13 protein-coding genes are annotated in these 12,518 nt (G+C 74.7%); 8 read left to right on the top strand and 5 right to left on the bottom strand.

Going from position 1 to position 12,518, the window contains the following annotated elements; all coding sequences use genetic code 11:
• On the bottom strand, nucleotides 1-808 hold an 808-nt coding region (locus tag ABZ914_RS34795; RefSeq protein ID WP_500198470.1), incomplete at its 3' end, for an SDR family NAD(P)-dependent oxidoreductase.
• Between the two features lie 26 nt (nucleotides 809-834).
• On the opposite strand from ABZ914_RS34795, the gene ABZ914_RS34790 reads away from it, so the two are divergent.
• The 5 genes from ABZ914_RS34790 (at nucleotide 835) to ABZ914_RS34770 (ending at nucleotide 5,408) form a co-directional block, all read left to right on the top strand.
• A complete protein-coding gene (locus ABZ914_RS34790) occupies nucleotides 835-1,752 on the top strand; it encodes an SDR family NAD(P)-dependent oxidoreductase (RefSeq protein WP_500198472.1) in 918 nt (305 codons plus the stop codon).
• Nucleotides 1,749-2,240, top strand: coding sequence for a nitroreductase family deazaflavin-dependent oxidoreductase (locus ABZ914_RS34785; protein ID WP_500198469.1), 492 nt, complete (start codon nucleotides 1,749-1,751; stop codon nucleotides 2,238-2,240). The genes ABZ914_RS34790 and ABZ914_RS34785 overlap by 4 nt, the downstream gene beginning before the upstream one ends.
• A gap of 104 nt (nucleotides 2,241-2,344) precedes the next feature.
• Nucleotides 2,345-2,878, top strand: a complete 534-nt coding sequence (locus ABZ914_RS34780; RefSeq protein ID WP_433137437.1) for a PadR family transcriptional regulator — start codon at nucleotides 2,345-2,347, stop codon at nucleotides 2,876-2,878.
• A complete protein-coding gene (locus ABZ914_RS34775; RefSeq protein ID WP_500198465.1) occupies nucleotides 2,875-3,615 on the top strand; it encodes an ABC transporter ATP-binding protein in 741 nt (246 codons plus the stop codon). Before ABZ914_RS34780 ends, ABZ914_RS34775 begins: the two co-directional genes overlap by 4 nt.
• Nucleotides 3,616-3,620: 5 nt before the next feature.
• Nucleotides 3,621-5,408, top strand: a complete 1,788-nt coding sequence (locus ABZ914_RS34770; RefSeq protein WP_500198464.1) for an ABC transporter permease — start codon at nucleotides 3,621-3,623, stop codon at nucleotides 5,406-5,408.
• A gap of 9 nt (nucleotides 5,409-5,417) precedes the next feature.
• On the opposite strand, the gene ABZ914_RS34765 is transcribed toward ABZ914_RS34770, so the two are convergent.
• The 3 genes from ABZ914_RS34765 to ABZ914_RS34755 are packed head-to-tail and all read right to left on the bottom strand — an operon-like array spanning nucleotide 5,418 to nucleotide 8,729.
• Nucleotides 5,418-6,452: a phosphotransferase family protein gene (locus ABZ914_RS34765; protein WP_500198462.1), complete on the bottom strand. Its 1,035-nt coding sequence runs from the start codon at nucleotides 6,450-6,452 to the stop codon at nucleotides 5,418-5,420.
• A gap of 5 nt (nucleotides 6,453-6,457) precedes the next feature.
• The gene (locus tag ABZ914_RS34760; RefSeq protein ID WP_500198461.1) at nucleotides 6,458-7,537 is read right to left on the bottom strand and encodes a TIGR03857 family LLM class F420-dependent oxidoreductase; all 1,080 of its coding nucleotides are present in this window, start codon (nucleotides 7,535-7,537) and stop codon (nucleotides 6,458-6,460) included.
• A 1-nt stretch (nucleotide 7,538) separates the two neighbouring features.
• The gene (locus ABZ914_RS34755) at nucleotides 7,539-8,729 is read right to left on the bottom strand and encodes a cytochrome P450 (RefSeq protein WP_500198459.1); all 1,191 of its coding nucleotides are present in this window, start codon (nucleotides 8,727-8,729) and stop codon (nucleotides 7,539-7,541) included.
• A gap of 157 nt (nucleotides 8,730-8,886) precedes the next feature.
• Here ABZ914_RS34755 and ABZ914_RS34750 point away from each other — a divergent pair, with 157 nt between their 5' ends.
• The 3 genes from ABZ914_RS34750 to ABZ914_RS34740 all read left to right on the top strand — a co-directional run bounded on the left by ABZ914_RS34750 (nucleotide 8,887) and on the right by ABZ914_RS34740 (nucleotide 12,299).
• A complete protein-coding gene (locus ABZ914_RS34750; RefSeq protein ID WP_500198457.1) occupies nucleotides 8,887-10,614 on the top strand; it encodes a class I adenylate-forming enzyme family protein in 1,728 nt (575 codons plus the stop codon).
• A 152-nt stretch (nucleotides 10,615-10,766) separates the two neighbouring features.
• Nucleotides 10,767-11,525 carry a GntR family transcriptional regulator gene (locus ABZ914_RS34745; RefSeq protein WP_387019756.1) on the top strand — a complete coding sequence of 253 codons (759 nt, stop codon included), beginning with the start codon at nucleotides 10,767-10,769 and terminating at the stop codon, nucleotides 11,523-11,525.
• A gap of 105 nt (nucleotides 11,526-11,630) precedes the next feature.
• Complete coding sequence (locus ABZ914_RS34740; protein ID WP_500198456.1) at nucleotides 11,631-12,299, top strand: PaaI family thioesterase; 669 nt, start codon at nucleotides 11,631-11,633, stop codon at nucleotides 12,297-12,299.
• 19 nt (nucleotides 12,300-12,318) lie between these two features.
• On the opposite strand, the gene ABZ914_RS34735 is transcribed toward ABZ914_RS34740, so the two are convergent.
• Nucleotides 12,319-12,518 (bottom strand): alpha/beta hydrolase domain-containing protein (locus tag ABZ914_RS34735; RefSeq protein WP_500198455.1); only part of this gene is annotated, 200 nt, incomplete at its 5' end.

The raw sequence follows: 12,518 nt of genomic DNA, 5'->3' as shown, positions 1-12,518 counted from the left end.
ACCGCGTTAACAAAAAAGGGCCGTGGAGGGGCCAGTCACCCCCCAACCACGGTCGGCGGGGGGGGGCCCCCCCGCCCCCCGTCAGGTGCGTGCCGGTGATGAAGGACGCCTCGTCGCTCATGAGGAACCGGACCGCCGCGGCGACCTCCTCCGGGCGGCCGAGCCGGCCGACCGGGGCCTTGGCCTCGAACAGGGGGCGCATCTCGGCCGGCACGTCCGTGCTGAGCATCGGGGTGTCGATGTAGCCGGGGCAGACGGCGTTGACGCGGACGCCGTCGCCGGCGAGCAGGTGCGCCATCGAGCGGGTGAGGCCGAGCATCCCCGCCTTGGACGCGCAGTACGACGGGATGAACAGGCTTCCGACGAACGCCTCGATCGAGGCGATCCCGACGATCGCCGAGCCCTCCTGCGCGCGCAGGTCGTCCAGCAGCGCCTGGGACAGCAGCGCGTGCGCTCGCAGGTTGACGTGCTGGACCGCGTCCCAGCGGGCCTCGTCGAGGTCGCCGACCGCGGCCGGCCCGGAGATCCCGGCGGCGTGCACGAGGCCGCCGATCGGGCCGAGCGCGGCGCGGCTGCGCTCGATCGCGTCCGGGAACGCGGCGGCGTCGGTCACGTCGATGCCGACGGCGAGGGTCGCCGTCCCGGTGTCGGCGGTCACGGCCGCGGCGACGCCGGAGGGGTCGGTGCGGTCCCACAGCGCGACCGGGCGGCCCACCTCGGCGAGGGCGCGGGCGCAGGCGGCCCCGATGCCCGAGGCGCCGCCGGTGACGACGACCGCGGTGCCGGGGGACGCGCTGCGGATCGCCATGGCGACTCCTTGATACTTGATACTTGATGCAAGTTCAGATCGAGATTAGCGTGCTCGCGACCCCGCCGACAGGGGCGGGACGGCTGACGCTGGAGGGTGCCGTGCGGGACCTGCGCGGAAGGGCGGCGGCCGTGACCGGCGCCGGAAGCGGTATCGGACGGGCGCTCGCGGTCCGGCTGGCGCGCGAGGGGGTGCGCCTGGCCCTCGCCGACATCGACGAGGAGGCCCTCGCGGAGACCGCACGGGCCCTGGGTCCCGGCGCTACGGTGGTCACGCAGGTCACCGACGTCGGTGAGGAGGCGTCCGTGCGCGCGTTCGCCGACCGCGCGTTCGCCGAGTTCGGCGAGGTGCGGCTGCTGTTCAACAACGCGGGCGTCTACATGGGCGGGCGTACGTGGACGCGTCCCGCCGCCGACTTCGAATGGACGCTGCGGGTCAACCTCTGGGGCGTCCTGCACGGCGTCCGCGCCTTCGTGCCCCGGATGATCGAGCAGGGCGGCGAGGGGCACATCGTCAACACCTGCTCCGTCGCCGGGCTGTTCGCCGGCCCCGGCGCCGCGCCCTACACCGTCTCCAAGTGGGCGGCGTTCGCGGCGACGCTCAGCCTGGCCCAGGAACTGGCGCTGGAGAACTCGCCGCTGGGGGTCTCGGCGCTGTGCCCGGGCGGCGTGCGGACGCGCATCCACGAGTCGGAGCGGGGCCGTCCCGCCGGGCTGGCGACCGAGCCGGGCGAGGACTCCGCGTTCATGGAGGAGGTGATCGCCGGCACCGTGGCCGGCGGCATCCCCGTGGAGGACGCGGTGGAGGCGACGCTGAGCGCCGTCCGCGAGGGCCGCTTCCTCGTCCTCACCCACCCCGAGTACGAACCGGGCCTCGCCGAGCAGGCCGAGGCGCTCGCCGCCGGGCGGCTGCCGCGCCTGCCCGACTACGAAGGGAAGGGATGACGATGCCGCCGAAGGGGACCGCCGCGCCCAAGGGCCTGGACTCGCCGATCATGCCGAAGATCCTCAAGATCATGTCGCGCGTCAACATCGCGGTCTACCGCGCGACCGGCGGGCGGGTCGGCGGGACGTGGCGGCTCGGCAGCGCCTTCCGCAAGGGCGTGCCGATCTGCCTGCTCACCACCAAGGGGCGCAAGACCGGCCGCCCGCGCACGCAGCCGCTGCTCTACATGCCGGACGGCGACCGCGTCGTCATCGTGGCGTCCCAGGGCGGGCTGCCCAAGGACCCCCTCTGGTACCTCAACCTGCGCGCCGACCCGCGCGTGACCGTCCAGGTGCGGCGCGACGTCCGCCGCATGCGCGCCCGCACCGCCTCTCCGGAAGAGCGCGCGGCGCTGTGGCCCCGCCTGGTCGCCGTCTACGCCGACTTCGACAAGTACCAGTCCTGGACGGATCGCGAGATCCCCGTCGTGATCTGCGAACCCGCCTGACACCGGCCGCGGCGGCGCGGCGAGGCGGGCGCTCGCCGGGCGGCCTCCGGTTGACGCCCCTATTGGCTAACCGCTATTCATTAGCTAGCCGTTAGGGGTGGTGCATGCAGGACGCGGTGCTGGCGATGCTCGCGAAGGAACCGTCGCACGGTTACCGCCTGCGCGAGCGGCTCCGGCGGGCCCTCGGGCCGCTCGGGGAGTCGATGAACGCGGGCCAGGTCTACGTGACCCTGGCCCGGCTGGAGAAGCAGGGGCTCGTCGCGTCCGAACGCGCCGACGGCCTGCCCGACCGGCCGGACCGCAAGGTGTACGCGCTGACGCCGGCCGGGCAGCGGCGGGTCGCCGCCTGGCTGAGCGAGGTGAACTGGCCGAAGCCGAACCTGGCGGAGTTCCACCTGAAGCTCGCCGCAGCGGCCGCGGGCCGGCTCGCCGATCCGGTGGAGCTGGTGGACGCGCAGCGCCGCGAGCTGCTGCGCCGCCTGAACGAGGTGCAGCGCGCCGTGCTCGCCGAGCCGGACGGGTCGACCGCAGGCCTGCTGCTGGAGGGCGTCGCGCTGCGCCTGCAAGCGGACCTGCGGTGGCTGGAGTCCTGTGAGCGCGTCTGGTCGACGCTTCGAGACGGAACCGGGGACGCATGAACGAGGCGGGCGCCGTGCTGCAGAGCCGCGGCCTGTGCAAGGAGCACGGCCAGGGGCAGGGGCTGGTCCGGGCGGTCGACGAGGTCGACCTGGACGTCCCGGCGGGGCAGATGCTGGCGGTGACGGGGCCGAGCGGCTGCGGGAAGTCCACGCTCCTGCATCTGCTGGGCGGCCTGGAAAGGCCCAGCCGCGGGGAGGTGCGGCTGGCCGGCCGGCGCATCGACGCGCTGAGCGAGCGGGCCCTGGCTCGGCTGCGGCGCCGGTCGGTCGGGTTCGTCTTCCAGGCGTTCCACCTCGTGGAGGAGCTGTCGGCGAGGGAGAACGTGGAACTGCCCGTGCTGCTGGCCGGCCGTTCGCCGCGCGCGGCCAGGCGCCGGGCGGCCCTGCTGCTGGAGCGGGTCGGGCTCGCCGACCGCGCCCGGCACCTGCCGTGGGAGCTGTCGGGCGGGCAGCGGCAGCGGGTGGCCATCGCCCGCGCCATGGCCAACGAGCCGCTGGTGCTGCTGGCGGACGAGCCGACCGGGAACCTCGACACCGCGGCGACGCTCGACGTGCTGCGGCTCTTCGAGGGGCTGCGCGCCGCCGGGCAGACCCTCGTCATCGTCACGCACGACGAGCGGGTCGCGGCGACCGCGGACCGGGTGGTCTCGATGCGCGACGGGACGTTCGTCGACGACACCCGGCTGGCGGGCCGCGCCGCCGGGGGGCTCGGGGACATGCTCGGGCTGGGAGAGTGAGCCCCGTGGGCCGCGTCCTCGTGGTGCTCCGCCTCGTCGTGGCGGACGTGCGCCGCCATCCCGCCCAGGCCGCGATGATGCTCGTCTCGATCACCGCCGCCACCGCCGCGTTGGCCCTGGGCATCTCGCTGAACGGGGCGACCGACACGCTCTACCGCCAGACCCGCGCGGCCACGGCCGGACCGGACGTGGTGGCGCTTTCCCCCGGCGCCGACCGAGCCGCGACCTCGGCGCTGACACCGCTGGCACAGGCGTCCGAAGTCACCGCCCATAGCGGGCCGTACCGCCAGTACTACACGACCCTGACCGCGCACGGCCGCACGTCGCGTGCGGTGGCGCAGGGCGCCGGGGCGACGCCGGGCCCGGTCGATCGACCGCTGGTCACGTCGGGCACCTGGGTGCGGCCCGGCGGCGTCGTGGTCGAACGCGGCTTCGCGTCCGCCATGGGCGTCCGGGTCGGCGACCGCGTCACCGTCGCGGGCCGCTCGCGTCCCGTCGCCGGGATCGCCGTGACCACCGCGCACACCATCTATCCGTGGGCGCAGATGGTCGGCCCGGACGGCGGTCCGGACGACTACGGCGGCCTGGTCTGGATGAGCGAGGCCGACACCGGGGCGCTGGCGGCCGCCGACCTTCCGGTGACCTCCCTGCTCTACCTGAAACTGCGGGACCCCGCCGCCGCCGAGGAGTTCGTGGACTCCCGCCGCCCCTTCGGCGACGAGCAGCCGGCGAACTTCTTCACCTGGCGGTTCATGGCCGTCCAGGACGCGCACATCCTCCGCGAGAGCCAGCCGGTCCTGGTCATCGGCAGCTGGCTGCTCGCCCTGCTGGCCGTCGGCGGCGTGGCCACGCTGGCGGCGGGGCGCGCCACCAGGCAGACCCGGCGGGTCGGGCTGCTCAAGGCCGTCGGCGCCACGCCGGGGACCATCGCCGCCGTCCTGCTCGGCGAGTACCTGGTGCTGGCGCTGATCGGCGACGCGCTGGGGCTGGCGATCGCCCGGCTGGCCGCGCCCGGCCTCGCCAACCCGACCGCGAGCCTGCTGTCCGCGGCCGCGGGCCCGACCGGCGACACCATCGCCGCCACGACGCTCCTCGCGCTGGCCGTGGCGGTCCTCACCACCCTCGGCCCGACGCGGCGCGCGCTGCGCACCGAGACCGTCACCGCGCTGGCCGACACCGCCCGCCGGCCCGCCCGCCGGTCCTGGCTGGTCGGACCGTCGGCGCTGCTGCCGACCTCGCTGCTGCTCGCGCTCCGCCTGATCGCCCGCCGGCCGGGCCGCGCCGTCCTGCACGCGTCGAGCATCGCGGTGACGGTGATCGGCTCCACGGCCCTGCTGACGGCCCGCGTCCAGACCGGCCACGACTACGGCCTGGGCTCCTCCCACCTGGGCAACGTGCAGAGCGAGCAGGGCCACGACGTGCTGCTCGCCGTCACCCTCGCGCTGGCCGCGCTCGCCGCGGTGAACATCGTCACGATCACCTGGACGACCGCGCTGGAGGCCAGGCCCGTCATGGCGATCGCGCGGACGCTCGGCGCGACCCCCGGCCAGGTCACGGCCGGGCTGTCCGCGGCGCAACTCCTCCCGACGCTGCCCGGCGCGGTCATCGGCGTCCCCTTGGGGGTGGTCCTGGTGGAGCTCTTCTCCCCGCCGAACGTCGCCGTTCCCTCCACATGGTCGCTGTTCGTCCCCGCGCTCGCCGCTCCGCTGGCGACGGCGGCGCTCACCGCCGTGCCCGCGCGCCTCGCGGCCCGCCGGTCCGTCGCGCGGACCCTCGGCACCGAGGCGGCCTGAGCGGCGAGGTCAGATCAGGCCGAGCGAGCCCAGGTCCCGGATCGCGGCGCAGGACCGGGCCGCCATGGCGAGGAACATCCGGTCGCCGCGCTCGGTCCGCGCCCCGTACGCGCAGCCGAGCACCGTGATCAGCGGGCCCTGGAGGGCGGCGAACCGGTAGTCGTCGAAGCACTCGTCCAGGCCGTAGCCCTCCACCCCGTACCCGGTGAGCGCCGCGTGGTAGGCCGCGACCAGGGACCGCTCGTGCTCCGCGCGAGCGCCGGGGTCGAGGCTCGTGCCCAGGAAGAAGGCGAGGTCGCGCAGGGGGTGGCCGATGCTGAGCGTCTGCCAGTCCACCGCCGTAGCGCCGCGCTCCGGCGCCGGCGGGAAGAGCAGGTTGTCGAGCCGGTAGTCGCCGTGGACGAGGCCGAAGCGCTCGGGACGCGCCGTCACCCACGCGGCGACGGCGTCCGCGGTCTCGCGCAGCGTCCGGACGTCCCGGTCGCCGAGGTCGGCGGCGAACCGGTCCGCGAAGGTCTCGACGGCGGGCGCGAACACCTCGGCCAGCGTCGCCGCATCGTCCGCGCCGACCGCGCCCAGCCACGGCAGGTCCGCGAGCGTCGGATCGCACCAGCGGGGCCCGTGCAGGCCCGCGAGGTTCGTCACGGCGTCGGCGGCCTGCTCCGGCGTGCAGCCGGCGAGCTGGTCGCCCTGCGCCGCCGGATGCAGGTCGTCGAGCAGCAGGACGAACGCCGTGCCGTCCTCGGACAGGGCGCTGTAGTGGCAGCGCGGTGTCCGCACGTCGACGGTGGGGGCGATGTCCCGGTAGAAGGACACCTCGGCGCGGTAGGCGGGGCCGAGGAACGCGCGGGACGCCTCGTCCTCCGCCGCCATCTTCGCGACCAGGCGGCGCGGCACGCCGTCGGCGCCCTCCAGCCGGAGGCGGTAGCACGCGCCGATCTGCCCGGAGCCGACCTTCTCCCAGGCGACGGAGGTCACCGGGGCCTCGAAGATCTCGCTGAGCGCGGCGGGCGTCAGCCCGGACGGGCCGTCGATGACGGGCACGGGGGTCAGCTCCGTCCGGGGTTGTGCCGGGCCGTGCGCGCGGGGCCCTCCGGCCTGACGTCCCGGTAGGCGGCCACGACCGGTTCGACTTCGGACGGCGTCACCCCGTGCAGGATCACGCCGTCGGCGCCGGCGCCGAACTGGTCGAGGACGCGCCGCGCGCACGCCTCGGCGGTGCCGGTCGCGGAGGCGGCGAGCCACTCGTCGGGGATGAGCGTCGCGACGTGCGCGAGCTGGTCCGCCGTGCCGATCGCGTCGAACGCGCCGGGGAAGCCGCTCACGAGGTCGTCCGCGCGGAACCGGGCGAGCGGCGCCGGGTCCCAGCCGTTCACGCGGACGAGCAGGTCGCCGTACCCCTGGAGGTAGGTGGCGAACCGGCCGACGAGCTTGCGCAGCCGCTGCTCCTCGTCCAGGTGGTCGCCCACGGTGGCGAGGACCGACCAGACGCGGACGCCCGCCGGGTCGCGCCCGGCGCGCTCGGCGCCGCGCCGCACGGCCCGCACCGAGCGGTCCAGGGTCTCGTCGGTGAAGAAGGTGTGCAGGACGACGCCGTCCGCGACCCGCCCGGCGAATTCGAGCGTCCTCTCGCCCATCGCGGTGAGCAGGATCGGGATGTCCTCGTCGAAGGCGGCGTCCTGGTTCAGGTACGGGAAGTCGCCGGCGGGCCCGTGGTGGTCGACGACCGCCTCGCCGCGCCACAGCCGCCGCATGATCCCGATGAAGTCCTCGAGCTGCGCGGACGTCACCCGCGGCAGGCCCATCACATCGAACAGCAGGTCGAACCCGCGGCCGAGGCCGAGCGCGAAGCGCCCGCCGGTGAGCCGGTGCATCGTCGCCGCGAACGTCGCGGTGACGAGCGGGTGCCGGGTGTTGTGGTTGGTGGCCGCGGTGGCGATGCCGAGCCGCTCGCTCACCGCGCCCGCCGCGCCCGACAGGGTCGCGGCGTCCTTGGTGGCGAAGCGCTCCGACAGGAACACCGAGCCGAGGCCGAGCCGCTCGCCGTCGCGCACCTGGCCGAGCAGGTCGCGGGGCGAGGACGAGTGCCCCGCCAGCCCGTAGAAGCCGAGTTCCGGCAGGTCGTCCACGTCAGGCGCCCAGCGGCGCGGACGGGGTGAACCTGACCTTGAACGACTCGTAGCCGGAGACGAAGTTCGCGGCCCGGTGGGCGGGCTCGCCGTCCTCGATCGGCTCGATGTCGGGCAGCCGGGCCAGCAGCCGCTCGAACATCACCTTCAGCTCCAGCCGGGCGAGGCTGTTGCCGAGGCAGAAGTGCGGGCCGTTGCCGAACGCGATGTGGTCGTTGGGGGTGCGCTCCACGTCGAAGCGGAACGGGTCGTCGAACACGTCCGCGTCCCGGTTGGCCGACGGGTACAGCAGCAGCACCTTGTCGCCCTCGCGGATCGTCCGCCCGCCGAGCTCGACGTCGCGGGTCGCGGTCCGGTTCATGTTCTTGATGGGGGAGACCCAGCGCAGCATCTCCTCGACCGCCGTCGGGATCTTCCCGGGGTCGTCGATGAGCGCGCGGCGCTGGCCGGGGTGGAGGCACAGCTGGTACATGCCGCCGGAGATGACGTGCCGGGTGGTCTCGTCGCCGCCGATGAGGATCAGCAGCGACTCCTGGAGCAGCGAGTCGTGGTCGAGGTGGTCGCCGTCGATCTCGGCGTGCACCAGGATGCTGAGCAGGTCGTCGCGCGGGTCGGCGCGGCGCAGCTCGACGGCCCGGGTGGCGTACTCGTTGAACCCGTTGAACGCCTCACCGGCCTTGACCATCAGCTCCAGGTCGTCGCCGCCGGTCAGGGCGCGGAGCATGTCGTCCGACCATGCCAGCAGCTTCTGCCGGTCCTCGGGGGCGAAGCCGAGCGCGTCGCCGATCACGATCAGCGGGAGCTGGGCGGCGATGTCGTGGACGAAGTCGCACTCGCCCTGCTCGCAGACGCCGTCGAGGATCTCGTCGCAGATGCGGCGCAGGTAGTCCTCCTGCGCGGCGACCCGGCGCGGGGTGAAGCCGGCGCTGACCAGCTTGCGGCGCAGCTTGTGCTCCGGGTCGTCCATGTCGATCATCATCGGCATCGCGGCGTTGTCGGGCCGGATGCCGTGCGCGCTGGAGAACGCCTCGGGGTTCCGGGACACCGCCTTGACGTCGGCGTGCTTGGAGATCCCCCAGACGCCGCCGTTCTCGTCCCGGTACACCGGCTCGTTCTCGCGGATCCAGCGCAGTTCCTCGTGCGGGTCGCGGCCCCAGAACTCGCCGCTGACCAGGTTGATCGACTCGTGCATCGTGCCATCTCCACCAGTAGCGGGGGCCGGTCGGCCCGGCCCGGCGTGTGCGGTTCGCGCCCGACGGATCGAAATGAGACTGCCGTCTCATCCTTTCGTAGACTTGATGTTATATACAAGGGGTGACTCGACCCGGCGGCCCGACGGGAAGTGATCGATGCCCACCCCCCTCACCCTGGCGTGGCACGGCGACGAGCTGCTCGACGACGGCATGCGCGAGCTGCTGTGCGGGCCCGGCGCGATGTTCGAGCGCCGCGTCGAGGACGTGCTCGGCGTCCCGACCGAGGTGTTCGCGCAGCGGGCGCCGCACGTCCCCGCCATGCTCGCCGGCGCCGCGTCCGGCACCCCCGGCCTGACCTACCTGGCCTTCGCCGGCGCGCCGGACCGCGCCGTGACGTTCGCCGAGGCGCACCGGCTGGCCGCCGCGTACGCCCGGGTGCTGTCGGCCCGGTACGGGATCGGCAAGGGCGACCGGGTGGCGGTGGCGGCGCCGAACGGGCTGGAGCACATCCTGCTGTGGTGGGGGACGCTGTCGCTCGGCGCGATCATGGTCGGGCTGAACGGCTGGTGGACGCCGGGCGAGCTCGACCACGGCATCGGCCTGGCCGGGCCGTCCGTGCTGTTCGGCGCGGGGAAGCCGCTGGTGCGCCTCAGCGAGACCCGCGCCGCCGCCGACGGCGTTCCGGTCGCGTCACTCGACGAGCTGCACGCCGCCGCGCTCGCGCTGGACGACCCGCCGGCCGCGCTTCCCGACGCCGGGATCCGCGAGGACGACCCCGCGGCGATCATGTTCACCAGCGGGACGACCGGACGCCCGAAGGGCGCCACCATGTCGCACCGCAACCTCGTGCACTTCGGGCTGTTCGGCGGGCTCGGCGGCGCCGTCGCCGCCCTCACCGGCCCGCCCGGCCGCAGGCAGGTGCCGGACGGCGTCCAGCGCGCCTCGGTGTTCGCCAACCCGCTGTTCCACGTCTCCGGCGCCTGCCTCGCCCTGGCGAACGCGCCGCTGTTCGGCCTCAAGCTCGTGCTCCCGCCGCCCGGCCGCTGGGACGCGGAGGCCGCGCTGAAGCTCACCCACGACCACGGGCTGACGCAGTGGACCGGCGTCCCGACCCACTTCTGGCAGATGCTGACCCACCCGCGGTTCGCCGAGTACGACACCTCGCGGGTCACGACGATCGGCAGCGGCGGCGCCACCTTCGCGCCCGAGCTGGTGCGGCTGTTCGAGGAGAGGCTGCCCGGCGTCGGCATCACCAACGGCTACGGGACGACCGAGACGACCGGGACCGGCACCTTCCTCAACGGCAGGGAGCTGGACGGGCACCCCGCCTCGGTCGGCGCCGCCGCCCCCACCATCCGCGTGCAGGTCCGCGACGAGGACGGGAACCCGCTGCCCGAGGGCGAGGTCGGGCGCGTCCACATCGGCGGCGCGGGCGTGTTCCTCGGTTACTGGGGCGACGAGGAGGCGACGGCGGAGGCGCTCACACCGGACCGCTGGTACCGCTCCAGCGACTTCGGCCGGATCGTGGACGGTGTGCTCTACCTGGAGAGCCGGATGCGCGACCTCATCATCCGGGGCGGCGAGAACGTCTACCCGATCGAGATCGAGTACCGGCTCGTCGAGCACCCCGGCATCGCCGACGCCTGCGTCATCGGCGTCCCGCACACCGTCCTCGGCCAGGAGGTCAAGGCCGTCGTCGTCCCCCGGGACGGAGCCCGCCTCACCGAGCGGGAGGTGCGGGACTGGGTGGCCGCGGCGCTCGCGCCCTTCAAGGTGCCCGCGCACGTGGAGTTCCGCGACGCGCTGCCCTACAACGAGACCGGCAAGGTCATCAAGCGGCTCCTGGAAGAGGCGCCGGCCCCCGTGCGCGACCATGCGATCTGATAACGGCTACAATATATTCTTTGCGCGCCGGGCGCGGGGGTGCGCGTCCCCGGCGGACGCGCCGGACCCGCGGGCCGCCGGACGCGGGGAGTGCGCGCTGCTAGCTTTGCGTTGCGTGCCGGGCGGTGTCGGACCGCCCACCGGACCTAGGGGTGAGGACGATCCCGCGGAGCCAGGAACCCGAGCTGCGGGGCGCCGGCATGACGGACGGGGCCGACGTGCTGCCGGGCCAGAACCTGTCCCGGCTGACGAGCGGCGAGCAGGTCCGGCTCTACCTGCGCCGGCTGATCTTCGACGGCGTGCTGCGGCAGGGCCAGCGGGTCCCGCAGGACGCGGTCGCCCGCGCGCTCGGGGTGTCGCGGATCCCCGTCCGCGAGGCGCTGATCGCGCTGGAGCGGGAGGGCTGGATCACGATCATCGCCCACCGAGGGGCGTTCGTGAACGCGCTCGACGAGCCGTCGGTCCGCGACCACTACGAGCTGTACGGGCTGTTCTACGGCTTCGGGGCCCGGCGCGCGGTGGAGCGGCAGGGCGCCGAGCTGGGCGAGCGGCTCGCGCCGCTGCAGAAGGAGATCGCCGCGTCCGGCGACGCCGAGGTCCTGCAGGACCTCACGGCGCGCTTCCACGGCCTCGTCGTGGAGGCCGCGCAGTCGCCCCGGCTGCGCAACATGCTCAAGCAGATGACCGGCATCGTCCCCGGCAACGTCTTCGAGCTGGTGCCCGGCGTGCCGGCCGCGGAGAAGCGCGGCACCGCCGCGATCGTCCGTGCGATGAAGAAGGCCGACGCGCAGGCCGCGGAGCGGGAGTACGTCGAGATGCTGCGCGCCCAGGGCGACCTGGTCGTCCGGCTGTTCCGCGGCCGGGGCATGTTCGACCGGCCGGACGACGGCGCGGCGCCCGCCTCGCCCTGAGAACGTCCCTGCCCGAGAACGTCCCGGCGCCTCCCGCCGGGAGGGCCGGCCCGTGCCGGGCGCGGCCCGGCCGCCCGCCCGGCGGCCTGAGCGACGATGGTCGAGGTGCCTGTGACGAACACGCCCGAATCCCCGCATCCCGCGCTTGAGGGCCGCGAAGACGAGTCCGCGGCGCTCATGGCCGCCGTCCGGCGCCTCATCGCGGCCGCCACGGCGACGACCGCGCCCGCGGACGCGACGCTGGCGGCGGCGCGCGAGCTGGAGTCCGTCGCGGACGCCCTGGAGCGGCACGTCCCCGACCCGCCGCTGCCGAAGACGCTGCTGCACCTCGCCGACGACGGCCGCGCCGACTTCGCCGGGCGCCTGTCCTACGACGTCGTCATCGGCCGGCACAACCCGATGGCGCTCCCGCTGGAGGTGGCGTTCGAGCCGCCGAAGGCGCTGCTGCGCGGTACGTTCACCCGCCCGTACGAGGGGCCGCCCGGCTGCGTGCACGGCGCGGTGATCGCGGGCGCGTTCGACATCCTGTGCGCGGCGGCGAACTTCGTCGCCGGGGCCCCGGGCCCGACGGCCCGGCTGGAGATCGTCTACCGGCGCCCGACCCTGCTCGGCGAGCCGTGCCTGTTCGAGGGCGAGGTCGAGGCGCGCGAGGGCAGGCGGGTGCGGACGGTCGGGCGGCTCCTGCAGCGCGGCCGGGTGACGGTCGAGGCGACGGGCGACTTCGTCCACCTGGACCGCGAGACCATCGCCCGCATGGCCGCCCAGATGGAGTGACGCGGCGGCGCGGCCGGGGTCAGGAGGGGAAGGACGCGGCGGCGACCGCGACGATCTCGTCCAGGTCGGCGGCGAGCAGGAACCCCGCCGCGACGGCCCGCTCCGCCGCCGCCCGGAACGCGGGCAGGTAGTCGCCGGCGCCGCGCGGGTACAGCCGGCGGAGCGTCGCGCCGTCGAACGGGCGCGTCGAGCCGAACAGCAGCGCGGCGCCCGGCGCCG

This window comes from Spirillospora sp. NPDC046719, from assembly GCF_040645715.1.
GTDB lineage: Bacteria > Actinomycetota > Actinomycetes > Streptosporangiales > Streptosporangiaceae > Spirillospora.
This window is presented reverse-complemented; position numbering and strand designations above follow the sequence as displayed.